Here is a 19,522-nt window from a genome sequence, read left to right as displayed (position 1 = left end):
TGTGCATGTCGCCTAAATAAAAACAAAAGGATGCGGCTTAGTGCAGGGCTACTTTGAGGGCATATCGTTTAGACTCGCTAAAGTTGGGGTAATACTGGCCCTGATGATCGGCATTGTTATGAGTGCCGTACAGATCTATATCGATTATAAAAGCCAGCTTATTCAAACTGAAGCGATGATTAATCGCATCATTAAAGTGGCTACGCCCCCAGCTGAACGCGCAGTATATACCTTAGATAGCGAGCTTGCTGACGAGGTGGTCACAGGGCTCATGCAATATGATTTTATTGTGGAGGTTGCCTTAAAAGATGAGCTTGGTGGTGTGGTTGCCTCACAAAAGCGTGAAGCAATTAGCTCTCGTACTCGCTGGTTAACAGACCTTATTCAAGAGCAGTTTGTAAGCTTTGAGGCGGCACTATCAGTGAGCCGTCATGACAGTAGCAATGGCCATATTAGCTTTGTTGTTGATATGGACGCTGCTTTTGCCCGTTTTTACCAATTATCTGCTGTTGTTATTGGTATTGGTCTTATTCGAAGCTCTGTTCTTGTTCTATTGCTTTTTATTGTTTTTTACCATTTGTTGACCAAACCCCTCATACGTATTGCAAGCGAAGTCAAAGCGATTAACCCTGGTAGTCCGGGTGAACAGCGGGTGAGCCCCCCTAAATCTGGCCGCAAAGATGAGCTGAGCCAGCTTGTAGCAAGCACTAACACATTATTAGATTCGGTTGATATTGCTCTGGGTAAACGCCGTGCAGTTGAAGTGGTGTTGCGTAAGAGTGAAGAGCACGTTCGCCAAATTATCGACAGTTTACCTGTATGGGTTGGTGCGCGAAACCGAGATGGGCATTACATTTTTGCAAATAAGGCCTTAGCCAGCTTTTTAAATACTTCAGCAGAGGCCATGCGCGGAGCTCACGTGGGAGACTTTAAAGAGTTTTTTGCCACAGATGCGCATGAGGTTATTCGTTTAGATGCTGAAGTTATTGATTCTGGTGTGAATGCGCAGATATGGGAAGAGACTTGGTTTGATCACAACGGTAAAGAGCGTCATATGCATACGCATATCATGCCGATGGAATTTTATGATGAAACCGTAGCCTTGGTAGTTAGTTCTGATATCACCGAGCTGAAGGTGACTCAAGAGCTAATGGAGCATATGGCCTATCATGACGCTCTTACGGATTTGCCTAATCGCAGCTATTTGGTTGAGCGCCTTGAAGAGGAGGTTAAAAAAGCCTCTAGACGAGGGACCTTTGGCGCTTTGTTATTTATCGATCTGGACCAGTTTAAAAATATTAATGATTCCCTAGGTCACCCTGCTGGTGATGCTGTCTTGAAGCATGTTGCGGCTCAACTACAAGAAAGTATTGGTGACAATGATATTGTGGTGCGTTTAGGTGGCGATGAATTCGTTGTGGTGTTGACCGAACTCTCAAGCAATATGAAGACGGCCATACTTTGTGCGGAGGACTCTGCAAATCGTCTTCGCGCCTCTGTCGCCCAACCTTATTACCACAAAGAGCTGGAGCTGCATGTCACAGCCAGTGTTGGCATTGTCATGTTCCCAGAAGAAGATGTCAGTGTACATGAGTTGCTTCGTTATGCTGATACGGCAATGTATCAAGTGAAGGCTGCAGGCAGAAACGACGTAGAATTTTTTAATAAGCGCATGGCCGAAAACGCTAGGGATGTGCTTGTGATGGAGGGGGAGCTGCATAAGGCCTTAGATGAAGGGGCTTTTGACCTTCATTTCCAGCCTAGAGTAGATACTGAAACAAGTACTATTGTCGGAGCAGAAACACTTTTACGCTGGCAGCACCCCGAAAAAGGCATGATTAGCCCTGCAGAGTTTATTCCCGTGCTTGAAAACTCTGGCCTGATAGTCAACGTTGGTTTATGGGTCTTAGAGCGGAGCATGAAGCAAGTCTTGCATTGGCGAGAAACGGGCCTGTGGAGTGACGATATGCGCTTGGGGGTGAATATAAGCCCAAGGCAGTTCCGTAGTGTGAACTTTGTTGACGATGTTTCTGCAATGCTAAAACGCTTAAACTTTCCAGCTCGTTTGCTTGAAATGGAAATTACTGAGGGAATTGCGATTCATAACTTGGACGTAACTATTGAGACAATGGCCACTTTAAGGGAGTTGGGGGTTGTGTTTGCACTCGATGATTTTGGTACTGGCTACTCATCGATTAGTTATTTGAAAAAACTGCCTGTGGCAGTATTAAAAATTGATCAGAGTTTTGTTCGTGATATTTGCGATGATAGAAATGATCGTGTATTGGTCGAAACCATTTCTGCAATGGGTAAGATGCTAGATCTTGATGTGGTTGCTGAAGGGGTTGAGACCAAAGAACAATTAAACCTTTTGACTCAATACGCCTGTCGTTATTATCAAGGCTATTTATGCAGTAGGCCAGTGGTTGCTGAGCAGTTCTCGGAATTACTTCGCAAAGAGCATGTCGATTGGGTGTGAAATTTCAGTAAGCACTAAAGACAACGGCCTAATAAAGCCGTTACCGCTGTTTCGACCTTTAAAATTCGCTCACCAAGCTGCCTTGTTTCAAACCCCTGTTCTACGAAACGCTCAATTTCATAGTCACTAAAACCGCCCTCAGGGCCTATAGCAATGATTTTGGGTGTTTCTCGTTCGGTTTCAAACAAGGGATAAGGGCCGGGATGGGCAACGGTGGCTTTTTTGTTTCTGATAATCTCAGGGGCATAATCTTCGATAAACGTTTTAAAGCGACGATGTTTACTTACTGTGGGAAGCTGGCTGGCTTTTGCTTGTTCTACTCCCAGTATTAGCTGCTCTTTTATGGCTTCGTCAGTCGCGCTTGGGCTTTGCCAAAAACTTTTTTCGACTCGGTTACTATGAATTAAATGTAAATGCTGCACGCCAAAGCAGGCAACGGTTTGCAATATGCGTTTAAGCATTTGTGGGCGAGGCAAAGCAAGGATCAAGCTAAGAGGGAGCTGTCTAGGTGCATCGCTTTCCAAGCGGATGTCAGTCAGTATTAATTGGCCTTGTTTTTCTGCAAGACACGCTGTACCCATGGCACCGTTCAATTTAGCAACGGTTAATTGATCACCTAAGTGACTTTTTAATACATTTTGAATGTGCTGGAGCTGCCTGACACTTAATTGACATTGAAACTCAGAGATAAATGCTTCTTGTTCGAGTATTAATGTGTTCATAAGTAATGGTTGTGAAGATGATCGGTCTGATAACTAATTTGAAGAGATGAGCGCTGATGAAATGGCGTCCCCACCAGGACTCGAACCTGGAGCACGGGCTTAGGAGGCCCGGGATTTATCCTGTTAATCGACGGGGACGGCGGGCGCTACCTTGCCACAGTGATTTTTAAAATTCAATCACAGGCGACTTAAGGTGATAGGAGTGGGGGGATGGATTTTTTTAAGCTTCGCCAATGTTGTTGCTATTGGCTTGTGATGAAGAGTAACCCGATGATGTATAAAGGTTGGGTGTGGTGGTCTTACCCCTAACAATATCAAGCAGGCGGCTAACGGTTTTTTGATGCCGAGAAAGCAGCTTACCGTTGATCTCGTTTTGAGCTCTTACTTTTTGATACAGGTCTTTCACGCTCTGCCACTGCTCTTTTAGCTGTGGAGCACCATCGATATTGAGTTGTTCCAGCCAGTTTTCTGAGCGCAGATCTGCTGACAAGGCTTTGGCTATATGCTGCTGCTCTTTTGCGCTGTTTTCAAGTTGTTCGAGTAGAGGGGCTTTTTGTTTTAGGATCTGATCTATAGTATCTGCATCCCTTTCTTTTAAGGCATGCTGTTCTTTGTAAAGTAAGTCGAGTAATTGCTCACAGCACGCACTATCACTTGTGAAGCGCTGGCTTAGATACTGGGCGTTTAAAGCTTGTGACATAAGGTTTCCCGTCAAACAATTGAACCGTTTAGCGCAGATAACTGGCTTAGCTTAAAATAAGCGAAAAACGTGCCGCATTGTTATTAAGCCACTTACATACCTTGCTCGAGCATTTTACTTGCAATCGCATCAGCATCTATTTTGTATTGCCCGTTCTGCAAGGCTTCCCTTATTTCAGCCACCCTAGCATTGTCTATCTCAGGGACTTCAGCGAGAGCAATTTCTAACTTGCTCATAGACTGAGCTGTATTGCTTAAGGTGACACTGTCACTGGCTGTTTTAGCTTCTTTCGGGGCCGAACTGGCTGCCGAAGAGCTTGCGTTAGTTTCTTGGCGTTGTACACCACTTGAGCGGCTTTTGGGGCCGCCTGAGGCGTTGTTGATACTGTTTGGGTCAATAACCATAATAATCTCAGCAACCGGCTTGGCCGGGATTATCTACATAAAAGCACATAAAGCAGTGCATGTGATCGAGTGCAAATTGGTTTGCTTACTACAGTCTTCGGCCGATAAATAAGGATCTTTAGCAAATATATTCTACCAGTTTGATACCAGCGCTTCGCCAGGAGCACTAATTCTGGCATCTACTACACGATTTGAGCTTAAGTTGCGTACTCGTAATTGTTGCCCCATAGCGGCATCGGCTAAAGCAATGCCTTCGGAGCTGACGGTCAATGCCCCCGATTTTGCAAGTAAGCGGACAATTTCGCCCTTATAGACTAATTTGGCATCACGAATATCCATTGGTGTGAGGATATGACCTGTACCAACACTGCGCTTTAACTCAACGTTTTTGAGTAAGTTTGCTTGGTCTATATAGTGCTGACCCACCTCACTGATCAATCGTCTTTCAAAGCGAATATCAGAAAGGCTTAGATGCTCACTTCGGCTAAGGGCCCTTGATGTGATGGCTGCTTCGACGTAATAGTCAATTTTAACGGGAACATACATACTCCATCGACTACCGCTTAAGCATTGTACTTTGGCGCTTAAGTTTCTATGGCTTACTCGGTTTTTTTGGAGTTGAATACTTAAGCCCCGTTCACAGTTTTTGATTCTTAGTTGAGAGTGAAGGTTACTTAATTTGATCGTAACGTCATTTTCCAGTTCTTCCTCAGTAAAACGATCACTTAAGGCCTCTTTGACTCGCTCATGGACCATAGCGCTTAATTCAGAAACTTCGATAGCAAGTGTATCCACACTTATGGAGCTAAGCATAAGTAATAAAAAAATACGTAGTCTCATAGATCTTGACCTATTCTGTAGGTATCTCGATGGCTAATAGACCCTTTAAAGTGTCAAAATGCTAACGGTTTTGCAGTAAGGGTCGACTTAGTTAGAAATATAGCAAAGCCTGTACCGATGGTTTGCTTATTTTTTAAATATGCCAATAAATGCGGAATAAAGAGGTCTAAATGGCTAGTGTCCTAGACAGCGTTAACCAGCGAACTCAGTTGGTTGGGCAAAACCGCCTAGAGCTGCTGCTCTTTAATTTAGGTGGTCATCAGCTCTATGGTATTAATGTATTTAAAGTTAAAGAGGTGCTTCAGTGCCCTCAATTAAGTGAAATACCTAAGCGGAACCCCGTTGTACGTGGTGTCGCTCATATTAGAGGCGGCACGATCCCGATTATGGATCTACGTCATGCGACAGGTGGTAGGCCATTAGAAAATCTAGAAAACTGTTTTGTCATCATTACTGAGTACAATCGAAGCACTCAGGGTTTTTTAGTTAAAGGTGTTGAGCGAATAATCAACATGAACTGGGGGGATATTCATCCACCACCAAAGGGCTCAGGAAAAGAGAACTATTTGACAGCGGTGACTGAAGTTGAAAATAAACTCGTTGAGATTATTGATGTAGAAAAGATTCTAGCCGAGGTGAGCCCAGTTGCAGAAGAAGTCAGTGCTGAAATAATTGAAAATGTTGTAGAAGATGCAACAGTGCAAAAACATGTATTAATTGTTGATGATTCGGCTATTGCTCGTAAACAGGTGCAAAAAGTAGTGGAGTCATTGGGTTGTAAAACAACAACACTTAAGAATGGTGCCGAGGCTATTCAGTATCTCAAAGATTTAATTGATTCAGGTAAAGACCCGTATCATGAATTACTAATGATTATTTCTGATATTGAAATGCCGGAAATGGATGGCTACACCTTTACTGCAGAGGTTCGAGGTGATCCTGCACTAGCTAATTTACATGTTGTGTTGCATACCTCACTAAGTGGTGTCTTCAATGAGGCAATGGTGAAAAAAGTAGGTGCAAACGACTTTTTAGCAAAATTCCATCCGGACGAGTTGGCTAGACGCGTTAATGAACGTGTTGATGCCTTAACAAGCATGTAATAGTAAGTATGGAACTTAATACGTGAGCTTAAATCCAGAAGAGTTTGCTGATTTTAGAGCCTTTTTAAAAGAAGTGGCGGGCATTGATCTTGGTGACAATAAACAATATTTAGTCACAACTCGTATTCGTCGAGTCCTTCTTGAATATGGTTTAGATAGCGTATCGGAACTCACTCAACGTATAAAGAGATCAAGTGAACGTGAATTAAGGCAACGGGTCATTGATGCTATGACCACAAACGAAACCTTTTGGTTTCGTGATATATACCCATTTGAGTATTTAAAAAGCACAATTTTTCCCGAGCTAAAAGCAAAAAAAGGCCCTGGTACAATCAAGGTTTGGAGTGCGGCTTGCTCATCTGGGCAAGAACCTTATTCTATCTCTATAACTGTGGATGAGTTTATCCGTGAGACCTTAGGGGTGAGTGCATTAGGTTTAGATGTTGTTGCTACTGACTTATCTAGCGAGATACTGGCTCAAGCTAAGCAAGGAGTGTATGACAAGCTGTCTATTAGTCGAGGCATGTCTGATAAGCGTTTACGTGAGTATTTTAAAGCCACTGATGATAAACAATGGGCTATTAATAGTGATATTAAGCAAAGAATACGGTTCAGGCCCCTTAATTTACAAGACAGCTTCTTGAGCTTAGGGAAATTTGATATCGTGTTTTGTCGTAATGTACTCATTTATTTTTCATCTGATCTTAAAACAGACATCTTAAAGCGTATTCATGCCACCCTAAAACCAGGGGCCTATTTGTTTCTTGGAAGTTCAGAAAGTCTTGCTGGTGCTAGTGACTTGTTTGAAATGGTACACTGTAAGCCTGGTGTGGTTTACCGAGCAAAATAATTTAAATGTTCCTGTCTAATTCGAAGCGGAAGGGCTTTTCCTCTACTTTCCGGTTTTTCTGTTCTATTTATCCTGCCTTTTAAAATATTCATATAAATCAATTGATTATATCCCTTGTTTTTGATGGCACGCCCTTTGCTGTTATCTATATGTAATTTATAAAGCGGCAAGGTTAGGTAGATAAAGATGGCTATTAATTTTGATTCAGCACTTGGTGTAAAAGAACACGCAATGCGTCTAAGGGCACATCGTGCGGATGTTCTGTCTTCTAACTTGGCCAATGTTAATACTCCTAACTATAAAGCCCGAGACATAGATTTTACCGCGGAGCTAAAAGCTCAGATGGACGGTGGCGTGAGCCGCCACTTAAGTACACGCCATCAAGGACATATTAATTTAGCTGATACACAGGCTGGCGCTTACGAGAAACTGTATCGCGTACCTCATCAGCAAAGCATTGATGGCAACACGGTTGAAGAGCATGTAGAGCACGGTGAATTTATGAGGAACTCGCTTGAGTTTCAGGTTGGTTTTACCCTGTTAAACAGCTCTTTTAAGGGCTTAAGCAAAGCATTGCGCGGAGAATAATATGAGTTTAACAAATATTTTTGATGTGGCTGGCTCTGGCATGAATGCGCAAAGTGTGCGTCTGAATACAACAGCCTCAAATATTGCTAATGCTGAAAGTGCGAGCTCAAGTACTGGTGATGTTTATCGTGGTCGTCATCCTGTATTTCAAACTCAAATGCTGAATGAAATGAATGGCGGCATAAATTCGCCGCAGGGGCAAAGTGTGGGCGTTGAAGTAACGGGGATTATAGAAAGTGATGCTCCCTTACAGCGACGTTATGAGCCAGATCACCCTCTATCTGATGAAGAAGGTTACGTCTTTTACCCAAATGTAAATGTGGTCGAGGAGATGACCAATATGATCTCGGCTTCACGTGCTTTTCAGATTAACGTTGAAATGATGAACTCAGCTAAACAAATGGTTCAGCGCGTGCTTACCTTGGGGCAGTAGGAGTCATTATGAGTGAAATAAGTAGTGTCGATAATGTCCTTTCCGGTCTAAATATTGACAAGAAAAAAGAGCAAGCAGAGCCTAGCCAAGAGCTTGGTCAAAGTGCTTTTTTGGAGCTGATGATTACCCAGATGGAGAATCAAAGTCCACTGGATCCTCAAGATAATACACAGTTTATTGCTCAGCTTGCTCAATTTAGCTCAGTTGAAAGTCTGGACAAACTGAACAAGCAGTTTGATAGCTTCAGTAGTAACTTTGTTGCTAACCAAGCCTTACAGGCCTCTAGCTTGGTCGGGCGCTCAGTAACGGTTCCGGCTACTCAAACAGGGCTTAGCTCTGGTGGAATTGTCAGCTTGAGTAGTCATGTACCGGCCAGCACTGGGGATTTGAGTTTGAATATCTATAACGAAAGCGGCTCCTTAGTTGAGCAGTTAAGTTTAGGTGCCCAGCCTGAAGGAGAGGTCTTACTGCGTTGGGATGGCATGTCGATGGAGCTAAATGGCAAGCTACTTGATTGGCGAAGTAGCAAAGAAAATGGACAGCCGCCTGGTACTTATAGCTTTGAGCTTAGTGCCACGAATGACGGTCAACAGACCGCACTTGAAACAGCCTTAAGTGCCAATGTAAATAGCGTAACCGTTGCCCAAGATGGCAGCTTAGCGTTGAATCTAGCGGGTATAGGAACGGTAAACCTTGCTGATGTTAAACAGTTTAATGAGTAGGAGGCCCCATGCCTTTTGATACAGCCTTAAGTGGTATCCGTGCAGCATCAAGTGAGCTTGAAATAACCGGCAATAATATCGCCAATGCCTCGACAACTGGATTTAAGTCATCCCGAGCTGAGTTTGGTGATGTTTATGCAACCTCTGTGCTTGGTGCGGGTTCTAATGCCATCGGAGCAGGGGTGGAAATTCAAGATATCAGTCAAAAATTTACCCAGGGTAATATCGCTTTTACCGAAAATGCTTTGGATTTAGCCGTAAACGGCAATGGCTTTTTTATCCTAAGTGAGGATGGCGGGCGTACGTATACACGCTCTGGTGCCTTTGGTATGGATGCCGAAGGTTATGTGGTTGCTAATAATGGCGGACGATTACAGGGCTACAGTGCTGATACAGCCGGTAATATTAATAATGTTTTGGGCGATTTACAGATTAACCAAGATATTATCGACCCACGGCAGACAACTGATGTTGACCAGCAATTGAATTTTGATGCGACAGCAGATGTTTTACCCAGTCGTGGTAATAACTTCATCTCTACTGGGGCAGAAATAGGTGTAGCCCAAGCGGGGGCGCTGAATGGTTATTCTCCTCAGAGTATAGATATTACTAACCCAGATGGCTCTGTGGTGACTTACACATCCGACCAAGATGCGTCTGCAGCAACCATTGCCGGTGAAATGAACTCGGTTGTTGGTCTAACAGCAACAGCCAGCGCATCAGCAACACTATCTGGTTTTAGTAATGGGGCGGGCACTTCAACAACGGTGACGATTAATAATGTTGCCTTAGATGTAGCTTCATTAGCCGAGTTGGAAACCACCATTAATAGCTTAAGTAATTCTGCTTTACCGGGTATTACCGCCGTGCATGATGCTGTTGCTGGCACCCTTGAACTTAGTTCAACCGTTGGTACAGACTTAATAATCAACATAGCCGGGGACCCTGCTGCAACTCTAGGCGTGGCGGGGCCAGCTGGAGCTAACATTCCACTGGTTGTTGGCGGAGCAAACCAAACAGCAAATGTCGGTGGTCGCCTTGATATCGTTGTAGAAGATGGTTATATCGTGGGTAATGAAGTACCGAGTGGTACGGGCATTTTTCAAGCACTCGGTGATATGACTGACCCTGCTAACCCAGAATTTACTCAAGTTGAAGTCAATTCTTTTGACCCTGATGACCCTGGCACATATAACTCAGCGACCTCAACCACTATCTATGACAGTTTTGGTGTGCCGCATGTTATGACTCAATATTTTGTTAAGCAGCCCTTTAATCCAAGTGATGCCACCGCTCCACCAAACCACTGGGAAATGCACGTGCTTGTTGATGGTCGTGATGTTGGCAACCCAGACCCTACGGCTGCCGATCCAACCATTGCGACGCGAGCCACATTTGATATTTATTTCAATCCTAATGGTTCGTTAGATGATTTGAGAACCTCAGAGTTTTTAATCACAAACTGGACGCCACTAAATGAAAATGGTGAATCTACTGGGGCACTTGGGCCGAACGTAGGCGGCACGGTGCCGATTCCTGAGCCGCCTATCAGTTCTAATTTTTTAATTAGTGTTGATGGAAGTACGCAATTTGGCACCCCGTTTGCAGTTAATTCTGTGTATCAAAACGGTTTTACCGCAGGGCAATTAAGTGGTTTAACCGTTGATGAGGGAGGGGTTATCTTTGCTCGATTTACGAATGGCGAATCTCTCGCTCTAGGGCAGGTGTTGCTTGCTGACTTTGCCAATCAACAAGGTCTGCAGCCGATAGGTGATACCTCTTGGGCGCAAACATTTGAATCGGGAGAGCCTGTTATTAATGAGCCCGGTACTTCATCGTTAGGAGCCATTCAAAGCGGCGCATTAGAAAACAGTAATGTGGACTTATCTGAACAATTAGTTCAACTTATTATCGCTCAACGAAATTTCCAAGCCAGTGCCAAAACGATTGAAACAGCGGATCAAACTACACAAACGATTATTAACCTTCGTTAATCCGTCAATTAAGCCAGCCTTCTAAGCGAGCATTGCTCGCTTTTTCTTTATTTGGCACCGCTTTTGCAGTTTTCTAATTAACATAAGTTAAGTGACAGAAAACTAGCGATGGATAAAGCACTTTATATATCAATGACCGGCGCTAAACATAATATGTTAGCGCAAACAGCTAGGGCTAATAATTTAGCTAATTTAAATACCGTAGGCTTTAAGTCCGAATTCTCTCAAGCTCGTTCTATGGGTGTTTATTACGGTGATGGTCATGCATCGCGCGCTTATGCTTTAACAGAAAACCAAGGCACTAATTTTAAATATGGTGCGATGACTCAAACAGGTCGAGATTTAGATATCTCTGTTGATGGAGATGGCTTTATTGGGGTTCAAGGCCCAGATGGGCGTGATGGTTTAACACGTGCAGGCTCCTTACATATCGACGCTCTTGGTGTACTTCGTAACGGCAGCAACTTGCCGGTGCTAGGCAATGGCGGTCCAATTTCTGTCCCTCCTTTTGAAAAAATCGACATAGGTATTGACGGTACAGTAACCATTGTCCCCACCGGTGCTCGAGCAAATGAAACGGTTCAGGTCGACCGTATTTTGCTGGTTAACCCTGAGTTAGAGAGCATACGTAAAGAAGAAGATGGTCTGTTTCGCCCTAGAAACCCAGAACAAGAATTAGAGCCCGACGCAGCTGTACGAGTGGTTTCAGGGTTTCTTGAGGGTAGTAATGTTAATGCGGTTGACGAGCTGGTTTCGGTTTTGAATCTATCTCGCCAGTATGAGATGCAGGTAAAACTCATGCAAACCGTTAAAGAGAATTCAGAGACATCGGCGCGTATGTTGCAAATGTCTTAGATGAATTAAGCTCGTTTTTATAGTGATTTAATAGTTAATGACGTAAAGACTTTCGTAGTCGAGTAGGAGAATTACAATGCATTCAGCCTTATACGTAAGTAAAACAGGCCTTGCAGCGCAAGATATGCAATTAACAACCATTGCAAATAATTTGGCCAATGCATCTACTGTCGGCTTTAAGCGTGATCGAGTTGTATTTGAAGATTTACTTTATCAAATCAACAGACAGCCAGGTGCGCAAGCTAATGAAGACTCTCAAGTTCCTTCTGGTCTGCAACTTGGCACAGGAGTCCGTGTTGCCGGTACGCAAAAACAATTTAATTACGGCAGTTTACAGATTACAGACCAGCCTTTAGATATGGCCGTTGATGGGCGAGGTTTTTTCCAGATCCAGCAAACAGATGGCACGATAGCTTATACCAGAGCTGGGCAGTTACATTTAAATGGAGATGGTGAAGTTGTAACCGCTAACGGTTTATTGCTAGAACCCAATTTAACCTTGCCTGAAGATGCTGAACGTTTAACTGTTGGCACTGATGGTATTGTTTCGGCATTTATCCCCGGCACGCCAGATCCTCAGGTACTCGGTAATATTCAAACAGCTGATTTTATTAATCCTGCTGGTTTACAAGCGATTGGTAGTAACTTATTTGTTGAAACTGCAGCAAGTGGTGATCCTATTGTTGGAACTCCAGGTGAAGACGGCTTAGGTCAAATTAAGCAGGGCATGCTTGAGAATTCCAATGTCGATATTGTTGAAGAAATGGTAAACATGATTACCACACAACGAGCCTATGAAATGAATTCTAAGGTGGTGAGCACAGCGGATCAGATGTTGCAATTTGTGACTCAGAATCTATAGGTGATGCTATGAAATGCAGCTTCACAACGTGCTTAAATATCTTTTTGTCTGCACTAAGCTTTGTAGCAATATCAGGCTGTGTGATACAAGCGCCCCCCAAACCCGATGATCCTTATTACGCTCCTGTTCTAAGGCCATCAGATATCCCTGATTCAGCTAACAATGGTTCGCTTTACCGAGAAAATGTCGCCATTGATTTATTTGGTGACCAAAAGGCTAAGCGCGTTGGCGATATTATAACCGTTGTATTGAGGGAAAGTACTCGCTCAAGTAAATCAGCGAATATAGATATCGCTAAAGATAGCGAGTTTACAACAACAGCACCTGGTGGCGGAACTATTTTAGGCATGACTCCTGGTGCAGGTAACGTAAGTTTAACAACCGACATGGGCTTAGAGCGCAGCTTTGTTGGTGAAAGTGATGCTGATCAAAGTAACTCCTTAAACGGAAATATCAGTGTGACGGTTGTTGATGTTTACCCTAACGGGACATTGGTTGTTCGTGGTGAAAAGTGGATTACCTTAAATCGAGGTGATGAGTTTATTCGTATAAGTGGTCTTGTTAGGCCTGAAGATATTAGCCCTTCAAATACAGTCGTTTCTACCAAGTTGGCGAACGCTAGACTTCAGTATGCAGGTACGGGAGAGTTTGCTGATTCACAACAAATGGGTTGGATGAGTCGCTTCTTTAATAGTCCAATTTGGCCTTTCTGATGAGTCGTGTAATTGTCTTTTTCCTTTGTTTCTTTTTCTGTTTTCTTGGCAATGAGTTACAAGCTGAGCGTTTAAAAGACATTGCCTCAATAGCGGGTGTTAGAAGTAATCAACTGGTTGGTTATGGCTTGATTGTTGGCTTGGATGGAACGGGCGATAAAACGAACCAAACCCCTTTTACAACCCAAAGTTTTAGTGCAATGTTAAGTCAGTTAGGCATTACTTTGCCTCCAGGTTCTAATTTTCAGCTTAAAAATGTGGCTGCGGTCGCTTTACATGCTGAGCTTCCGCCTTTTGCTAAACCGGGTCATAAAATCGATGTTACAGCATCTTCTATTGCTAACGCTAAAAGCTTGAGAGGAGGGACTTTGCTAATGTCGCCACTTAAAGGTGTTGATGGCAAGGTTTACGCAATTGCTCAAGGTAATTTAATTGTTGGTGGTTTTGGTGCTGAAGGTAAAGATGGGTCAAAAATTACGGTAAACGTGCCTAGTGTTGGGCGGATTCCCGATGGTGCAATTGTAGAACGTTCAGTTCCTACGCAATTTGGTGGTGATAGTCAGATAGTATTTAATTTACGTAATCCAGATTTCACAACAGCTAAACGTGTTGCGGATAGTATTAATCAGTTACTTGGCCCTAATGTGGCTTTACCACAAGATGCTGCGAGTATTTCTGTGCAAGCACCACAAAACCCTGCGCACAGAGTTGATTATTTATCCTTACTTGAAAATGTTGAAGTCACACCGGCTGAAGCTTCAGCCAAAATTATTATTAATTCAAGAACCGGTACCATTGTGGTTGGCAAGCATGTAAGGGTGTCGGCTGTTGCAGTTACCCACGGCTCATTAACCGTGACCGTCAGTGAAACGAGCAGTGTGAGCCAGCCAAATGCTTTTGCAGATGGTGAAACAGTGGTGGTTCCTGAAAGCGATGTATCGATTGAAGAAGAAACAGGGCAAATGTTTAATTTTGCTCCGGGGCCGAGCTTAGATGACATTGTTCGTGCAGTTAATGAAGTAGGAGCTGCACCTGGTGATCTTATGGCTATTCTTGAGGCCTTAAAACAAGCTGGCGCTCTTAAGGCCGAAATTGTGGTGATCTAATGTCAAATAATACTTTAGGACATAGCAGCGCGGCCTTAGCTGTCAACGATGTTTATACAGATCTGAGCGGTTTACAGCAGTTGAAACATGATGCAGATAAAGAAGAAGCATTAAAAAAAGTTGCTAAACAATTTGAATCGTTATTTGTTTCTATGCTGATGAAGTCGATGCGTCAAGCTAATGATGTCTTTGCTGAAGGCTCTATGTTTGATAGCAATGAAAGTCGATTTTATCGAGACATGTATGATCAACAGCTTTCGTTAAGTCTTTCATCGGGACGAGGTATTGGTATTGCCGATGCGTTATATCGCCAATTATCACCCCAGTCTTCTAATAAAGCTCTTAACTTGGATCCCCTTGGGGATAGAAATAAAAACTTTTCAAACGCTATCACTTTCAATACTGGCCCTAGCTTAGAGTCTACAGAGTCCGCTATTAGCAAGGACTTGCAATTTGAACAGAAGCGCAGTTTAGATACCGTTTTATTAGATACGGGCTCTGAACATAAGAGTCAAAGCCCAGAGCTTAGTTTCATTTCTAAGTTTGAACAGCTTGCTCGCAATACGGCAGAGAAACTAGGTTTAGATGTCGATATGCTACTAGCCCAAGCGGCTTTAGAGACCGGTTGGGGGGAGAAAATAATAAGAGGGCTTGAAGGTCAAAGTACTCATAACCTATTTAATATTAAAGCTGATAAACACTGGTCTGGTGACTCGGTATCTAAAGCCACTCTCGAGTTTTTTGGCGGCGTTAGTAAAAAGATCAACGAGCCATTTCGATCTTATTCTTCTGCGTCACAGTCATTTGAAGATTATCAACGACTGATTACCGAAAGCCCCCGTTATCAAAAAGCGGTGGCCCTCACTGATAATGCCCGAGATTATATAAAAGAGCTTCACAATGCCGGCTATGCTACAGACCCTCATTACAGCAGCAAAGTCCTGTCAGTTTACGATCGAATTAAATCCCTACGCAGTGCCGTTTCAGATGTTTCGATCTCAGGCCTTCCTAGTCAATTAGGGCTAGACGAGAGCGGCCAAAGGCGTAGTAGAGGTGGTGGATTATGAGCGGGGGATTATTAGGAGTTGCGGTCACAGGCTTGCGTGTTAGCCAGACCGCACTTAACACCACCGGTCATAATATTGCTAATGCCGGTGTTGATGGTTATAGCCGCCAGAAGGTTTCATCGGAAACCATGCCAGCGTCTCCTGATGGTGGTTTTTATGTTGGCAATGGGGCAATCGTTGCTTCAGTAGAGCGACAAGTTAATGAGTTTTTAGTTCAGCAACTTCGAGTTGATACAACCTTGGCACATGAGCTTGAGGTTTTTCACAGTGAAATATCTCAACTCGACTCCTTATTATCCGATGCTAACACGGGGCTATCAGGTGCATTTGAAAGCTTTTTTGCTTCTATGCAGAACGGCGCGGATGACCCGACTTCTATACCTGCTCGTCAATTAATTATTAGTGAGTCCGTTAATCTTGCCGATCGATTTAATACCGTTCACTCTCGCTTAGTTTCGATTAATGAAGGCATTAATACTGCGTTGGAAACCGCTGTTGCTGAAGTCAATGCGCTATCTGGCAACATAGCCGAGTTAAATAAAAAGATAGCCGATGCCTATGGTACTGGTAATGGGGAGCCTAATGATCTTCTTGATCAGCGTGATCAAGCACTTAAAGAGTTGGCAAAATATGTAAGCTTTCAAACCTATGATCAAGGTTTTGGCGAAGTTAATGTACTTATCGCTAGTGGACAAAACCTTGTTGTTGGCACAGAGGCGAGGCAAATCACAGCGGTTCAAAGTGCGGATAACCCAGCCGAATTAGAGCTTGTATTCGACGGTGATGCGGCTTTACGAGCGCTTCCCACAATCGCCTTAGGAGCTGAAATAGGGGGCTTGTTTCGCTTTAGGGATGACGCACTCGCCGACACGTATAATCAAGTAGGGCGAGTGGCTATAACTCTGGCGGATACCTATAACGATATGCACCACCTTGGTTTAGATTTAAATAGCAATTTTGGTGGTGACTTTTTTCTAGACGTTAATGATCGTACCGCTACATTAGAGCGGGTTATTGCAAGCAGCGATAATGCGCAACCAAATGATCGCGTTATGAGCCTTTATATTCGGGAGGCGGCACAGTTAGGAACCAGTGATTATCGAGTAGATATGGTCAATGATGGTCTTTATACCGTAACTCGTTTAAGTGATAACACTGAGCTTGTACGAGAGTTACTGCCTGGATCTTACCCGTTTAGCGCTGAATTTGATGGTATGGAGTTGTATTTTGAAAGTGGCTCTTTTCAAGGTGGTGATTCGTTTTTAGTTCAGCCTGTTAGAAATGGGGCTCGTGATTTTGAGTCGGTATTAGTTAGCCCGGATGAATTAGCCTTTGCTTTGCCTTTAGTGACGGACGCCTCTTTGGGAAATCTTGGTACGGCTAGTATCAGCCCTGGAGAAGTGCTGTCTTTAACCGATGTAAATGGCAATGCTCTGCCTCTTTTTGCGAATACCGGTCAGATGTCTCCGCCCCTCTTAGTAAATTTTATTTCAGATACCATGTATGAGGTGCTAGATAATAGTGATCCTGCCAACCCTCAGCAACTGAGTCCACCAATGGCGTTTCAGGATTATATCCCAGGTACAGATAATTATTTATTTAGTAACGACCCGGGTGAAACACAAGTACTGATGAACGGTTCAAACATTGGTTTACCAGCCGGTAGTACAGCAATAGTTAGCCCAGCTCCTTTAATCAATGGTTACCCGAGTGAAACCATTACTTTTACGCGTCCTGGAGAAACGCCTGCTAGCCCTCCAGTTGTTGATAGCATTACTACAAATGCCAATGATTCTGCGCGTACGATTGCGAGCCAACTCAGTAATATTGATGGAGTTAGTGTTAATGCGAGTAGTTATGCTGAGCTAAGTGGCATTTCAAGCCTAAGTTTGACAGTGCCCCTGCAGATCACCCTTAACGGTGAAGCTTTAATCGCCTACGAGGGGGCAGCTATTGCCACTAATGTCCCTGATCCTGCGACAGATGAACTGGGTTTTAATGAGTATTTAGCGAATCAAATTAATGAAAACTCGACGCTTCAGGCGCTAGGTTTCTATGCTAAATCGGCTTTTGATGCCGCTCTTCCTGGCGAACAACTGCGAATTTATGCCGCTCACGGTGATGATATTCAAATTAGCTTAGAGGCGGATAACACTGGCCCAGATACTGTAAATGTGAGCGATGGTACAAATCCTGTGGTTGCATTAAGTGGGCAAGGGGCCGGTACAACAGAGAGCGTTGCTGTAGGTGGAACACTTGAATTATTAATCGCCGATGGCATTAGTGCATCAACGACACCTGCGACAAGCTTATTGTTTGGCGACTCAACAGCTGCTAATTTTGCACAATCAACGTATTTAGGTATTCAAGCTTTTCTTCGAGGTGTGCCCTCTGCCAATGATACTTTTCAGTTAGATTTTAACCAGGACGCGGCCTCGGACAATCGAAATGTTATTAGCTTAGTTGAACTAGAATCGAGCAAAACAGTGGGTAATGGCTTATCTAGTTATTCCGAAGCCTACGCGTCTTTGGTTGAGCACATTGGCATTGAGACCTCTTCAGCAAGTATTAACCGTGACGCTGCGGAGCAGGTCTTAGAGCAAAGCCAGAAGCTACGAGACAGCACTTCAGGTGTTAACCTTGATGAAGAGGCCGCCGATCTTATTCGTTTCGAGCAAATGTATGCGGCAAATGCACAAGTGATCAGCGTGGCACGGGAATTGTTTAATACTCTTATAGGTTCCTTTTAACGGAAATTGATTGCCGCTATGCGAATTTCAACTCAGCAAATATTCAATATTGCCAATACCAGTATGGCTGATGCAAATCAGGCCATGATTAAAACACAAGAACAATTATCGACAGGTAAACGAGTTCTTGAGCCTTCCGATGATCCGGTCGCTTCGACTAAGATCTTAGCTCTAAATGAAGAATTAGCAGGCACCAAACAATATCAAACCAATATTAGTATTGCTAAAAATGATTTGACCGGTGAAGAAGCGGTGTTGGACGGTGTGCTTAATATTATTCAACGCATCCAAGAGCTGGCCGTTAGGGCAGGTAACAGCGCAACACTCAGTGATAGTGAGTATAGATCTTTAGCAAATGAAGTTGATGCGCGAGTTGAAGAGCTTCAGAGTTTAATGAATAGTAAAAACTCGAATGGTGATTTCATCTTTGGAGGTTATAAGAGTACGACCGAACCTTTTATAGGCAGTGTGCAAACGGGGTTTAAATATGTGGGGGATGAAGGCCAAAAGTTTATTAAGGTAGCCAATAATACTGCGGTCGCTTCTGGTGACTCTGGTAAAGACTTGTTTGTAGATATACAAAGTAATAGGCCCGAAGTGTCAACGTCGGTTTCTGCAAGCAATCGCTCTGACCCTGCTGCACAAATATCCATTGGTACGGTTGTCGATAGGCAAGTATTTAATGACTTTTACCCAGAAGATCTCGTTGTTAGTTTTAATGATGATAGTGCTTTATTACCCGCACCTCCTGGTAAAAACTTTACAATAACAGAGCGCTCGACAGGCCGAGTTGTGCTTGCCAATGAGCCTTATGTTTCAGGTGCTGAAATTAATGCTGCTGGTTTAAGCTTTAGAATTATTGGTGATCCTGCATCTGAAAACCTGCCTCAGGCTGGAGATAAGTTTATTGTCGAGTCTACAAATAAGCAGGATCTATTAACGACGGTCGCCCGCTTTAGTGAAGCGATGAAAAACTTTGACGGAGAAGCCGGTAATCGTGATGTCTTGGAAGATACCATCGGCGATACCTTAGCTAATTTATCTAATGCACAAACCAGCGTGTTAGAAGTAAGTTCTAAAATCGGTGCTCGGCTTAATACACTTGAAAGTACCGAAAGTATTCACTCTGATGCAACTCTAATCATTCAAGAGCTTATTTCTCAGCTGCGTGATGTTGATTACGCTGAAGCATCCACACGACTTGCAGCAGAGTCTTTAATTTTACAAGCGGCACAAACAGCATTTACGCGTGTTAGCCGCTTAAGTTTATTCGAACGTCTATGAAATTGCTTGCCGCTTAAGCGGCAAGCTTTTGTCCCCCTCCCTTTTTTATC

The 19,522-nt window shown here is 43.5% G+C and carries 18 protein-coding genes and 1 tRNA gene; 14 read left to right on the top strand and 5 right to left on the bottom strand.

The window, feature by feature from the left end; genetic code table 11:
- The first annotated feature begins 40 nt into the window (after positions 1-40).
- Entirely contained in the window at positions 41-2,479 is a 2,439-nt protein-coding gene (locus AB1S55_RS14785) for a putative bifunctional diguanylate cyclase/phosphodiesterase (protein ID WP_370978952.1), read from the top strand.
- Positions 2,480-2,493: 14 nt separating this feature from the next.
- On the opposite strand, the gene AB1S55_RS14780 is transcribed toward AB1S55_RS14785, so the two are convergent.
- The 5 genes from AB1S55_RS14780 to flgA all read right to left on the bottom strand — a co-directional run bounded on the left by AB1S55_RS14780 (position 2,494) and on the right by flgA (position 5,145).
- Positions 2,494-3,201, bottom strand: a complete 708-nt coding sequence (locus tag AB1S55_RS14780) for a 16S rRNA (uracil(1498)-N(3))-methyltransferase (protein ID WP_370978951.1) — start codon at positions 3,199-3,201, stop codon at positions 2,494-2,496.
- A 62-nt stretch (positions 3,202-3,263) separates the two neighbouring features.
- A tRNA-Arg gene (locus AB1S55_RS14775) sits at positions 3,264-3,339 on the bottom strand.
- Positions 3,340-3,421: 82 nt separating this feature from the next.
- A complete protein-coding gene (locus tag AB1S55_RS14770; RefSeq protein WP_370978950.1) occupies positions 3,422-3,901 on the bottom strand; it encodes a flagella synthesis protein FlgN in 480 nt (159 codons plus the stop codon).
- 92 nt (positions 3,902-3,993) lie between these two features.
- A complete protein-coding gene (flgM, locus tag AB1S55_RS14765; protein ID WP_370978949.1) occupies positions 3,994-4,305 on the bottom strand; it encodes a flagellar biosynthesis anti-sigma factor FlgM in 312 nt (103 codons plus the stop codon).
- 132 nt (positions 4,306-4,437) lie between these two features.
- Positions 4,438-5,145 (bottom strand): flagellar basal body P-ring formation chaperone FlgA, encoded by a 708-nt coding sequence (gene flgA / locus AB1S55_RS14760; RefSeq protein WP_370978948.1) that lies wholly within the window; start codon positions 5,143-5,145, stop codon positions 4,438-4,440.
- A 170-nt stretch (positions 5,146-5,315) separates the two neighbouring features.
- On the opposite strand from flgA, the gene AB1S55_RS14755 reads away from it, so the two are divergent.
- The 13 genes from AB1S55_RS14755 to flgL all read left to right on the top strand — a co-directional run bounded on the left by AB1S55_RS14755 (position 5,316) and on the right by flgL (position 19,472).
- Positions 5,316-6,248: a chemotaxis protein CheV gene (locus AB1S55_RS14755; RefSeq protein WP_370978947.1), complete on the top strand. Its 933-nt coding sequence runs from the start codon at positions 5,316-5,318 to the stop codon at positions 6,246-6,248.
- A 22-nt stretch (positions 6,249-6,270) separates the two neighbouring features.
- A complete protein-coding gene (locus tag AB1S55_RS14750; RefSeq protein ID WP_370978946.1) occupies positions 6,271-7,098 on the top strand; it encodes a protein-glutamate O-methyltransferase CheR in 828 nt (275 codons plus the stop codon).
- Positions 7,099-7,284: 186 nt separating this feature from the next.
- A complete protein-coding gene (gene flgB, locus AB1S55_RS14745) occupies positions 7,285-7,686 on the top strand; it encodes a flagellar basal body rod protein FlgB (RefSeq protein WP_370978945.1) in 402 nt (133 codons plus the stop codon).
- Between the two features lies 1 nt (position 7,687).
- The gene (gene flgC, locus AB1S55_RS14740) at positions 7,688-8,119 is read left to right on the top strand and encodes a flagellar basal body rod protein FlgC (RefSeq protein ID WP_370978944.1); all 432 of its coding nucleotides are present in this window, start codon (positions 7,688-7,690) and stop codon (positions 8,117-8,119) included.
- Positions 8,120-8,127: 8 nt separating this feature from the next.
- Positions 8,128-8,841, top strand: a complete 714-nt coding sequence (locus tag AB1S55_RS14735) for a flagellar hook assembly protein FlgD (protein WP_370978943.1) — start codon at positions 8,128-8,130, stop codon at positions 8,839-8,841.
- A gap of 8 nt (positions 8,842-8,849) precedes the next feature.
- Positions 8,850-10,835 carry a flagellar hook protein FlgE gene (locus AB1S55_RS14730; RefSeq protein ID WP_370978942.1) on the top strand — a complete coding sequence of 662 codons (1,986 nt, stop codon included), beginning with the start codon at positions 8,850-8,852 and terminating at the stop codon, positions 10,833-10,835.
- A gap of 108 nt (positions 10,836-10,943) precedes the next feature.
- Complete coding sequence (locus AB1S55_RS14725) at positions 10,944-11,690, top strand: flagellar basal body rod protein FlgF (protein WP_370978941.1); 747 nt, start codon at positions 10,944-10,946, stop codon at positions 11,688-11,690.
- 76 nt (positions 11,691-11,766) lie between these two features.
- Positions 11,767-12,552, top strand: a complete 786-nt coding sequence (flgG, locus tag AB1S55_RS14720) for a flagellar basal-body rod protein FlgG (RefSeq protein WP_370978940.1) — start codon at positions 11,767-11,769, stop codon at positions 12,550-12,552.
- Positions 12,553-12,560: 8 nt separating this feature from the next.
- Positions 12,561-13,265: a flagellar basal body L-ring protein FlgH gene (flgH, locus tag AB1S55_RS14715; protein WP_370978939.1), complete on the top strand. Its 705-nt coding sequence runs from the start codon at positions 12,561-12,563 to the stop codon at positions 13,263-13,265.
- Positions 13,265-14,371: a flagellar basal body P-ring protein FlgI gene (locus AB1S55_RS14710; RefSeq protein WP_370978938.1), complete on the top strand. Its 1,107-nt coding sequence runs from the start codon at positions 13,265-13,267 to the stop codon at positions 14,369-14,371. Before flgH ends, AB1S55_RS14710 begins: the two co-directional genes overlap by 1 nt.
- Entirely contained in the window at positions 14,371-15,438 is a 1,068-nt protein-coding gene (flgJ, locus tag AB1S55_RS14705; protein ID WP_370978937.1) for a flagellar assembly peptidoglycan hydrolase FlgJ, read from the top strand. Before AB1S55_RS14710 ends, flgJ begins: the two co-directional genes overlap by 1 nt.
- Positions 15,435-18,188, top strand: a complete 2,754-nt coding sequence (gene flgK / locus AB1S55_RS14700) for a flagellar hook-associated protein FlgK (protein ID WP_370978936.1) — start codon at positions 15,435-15,437, stop codon at positions 18,186-18,188. The genes flgJ and flgK overlap by 4 nt, the downstream gene beginning before the upstream one ends.
- Before the next feature lie 18 nt (positions 18,189-18,206).
- Complete coding sequence (flgL, locus tag AB1S55_RS14695) at positions 18,207-19,472, top strand: flagellar hook-associated protein FlgL (RefSeq protein ID WP_370978935.1); 1,266 nt, start codon at positions 18,207-18,209, stop codon at positions 19,470-19,472.
- Positions 19,473-19,522: the final 50 nt, after the last annotated feature.

This window comes from Agaribacterium sp. ZY112 (genome assembly GCF_041346925.1).
Classification (GTDB): Bacteria; Pseudomonadota; Gammaproteobacteria; order Pseudomonadales; family Cellvibrionaceae; genus Agaribacterium.
This window is presented reverse-complemented; position numbering and strand designations above follow the sequence as displayed.

Coding starts and splice junctions, on each gene's coding strand:
- AB1S55_RS14780 (WP_370978951.1), bottom strand. CDS start 3,201: ATGAACACATTAATACTCGAACAAGAAGCATTTATCTCTGAGTTTCAA.
- AB1S55_RS14725 (WP_370978941.1), top strand. CDS start 10,944: ATGGATAAAGCACTTTATATATCAATGACCGGCGCTAAACATAATATG.
- flgM (WP_370978949.1), bottom strand. CDS start 4,305: ATGGTTATTGACCCAAACAGTATCAACAACGCCTCAGGCGGCCCCAAA.
- flgG (WP_370978940.1), top strand. CDS start 11,767: ATGCATTCAGCCTTATACGTAAGTAAAACAGGCCTTGCAGCGCAAGAT.
- flgC (WP_370978944.1), top strand. CDS start 7,688: ATGAGTTTAACAAATATTTTTGATGTGGCTGGCTCTGGCATGAATGCG.
- flgL (WP_370978935.1), top strand. CDS start 18,207: ATGCGAATTTCAACTCAGCAAATATTCAATATTGCCAATACCAGTATG.
- flgK (WP_370978936.1), top strand. CDS start 15,435: ATGAGCGGGGGATTATTAGGAGTTGCGGTCACAGGCTTGCGTGTTAGC.
- flgA (WP_370978948.1), bottom strand. CDS start 5,145: ATGAGACTACGTATTTTTTTATTACTTATGCTTAGCTCCATAAGTGTG.
- flgH (WP_370978939.1), top strand. CDS start 12,561: ATGAAATGCAGCTTCACAACGTGCTTAAATATCTTTTTGTCTGCACTA.
- flgJ (WP_370978937.1), top strand. CDS start 14,371: ATGTCAAATAATACTTTAGGACATAGCAGCGCGGCCTTAGCTGTCAAC.
- flgB (WP_370978945.1), top strand. CDS start 7,285: ATGGCTATTAATTTTGATTCAGCACTTGGTGTAAAAGAACACGCAATG.
- AB1S55_RS14770 (WP_370978950.1), bottom strand. CDS start 3,901: ATGTCACAAGCTTTAAACGCCCAGTATCTAAGCCAGCGCTTCACAAGT.
- AB1S55_RS14730 (WP_370978942.1), top strand. CDS start 8,850: ATGCCTTTTGATACAGCCTTAAGTGGTATCCGTGCAGCATCAAGTGAG.
- AB1S55_RS14710 (WP_370978938.1), top strand. CDS start 13,265: ATGAGTCGTGTAATTGTCTTTTTCCTTTGTTTCTTTTTCTGTTTTCTT.
- AB1S55_RS14755 (WP_370978947.1), top strand. CDS start 5,316: ATGGCTAGTGTCCTAGACAGCGTTAACCAGCGAACTCAGTTGGTTGGG.
- AB1S55_RS14735 (WP_370978943.1), top strand. CDS start 8,128: ATGAGTGAAATAAGTAGTGTCGATAATGTCCTTTCCGGTCTAAATATT.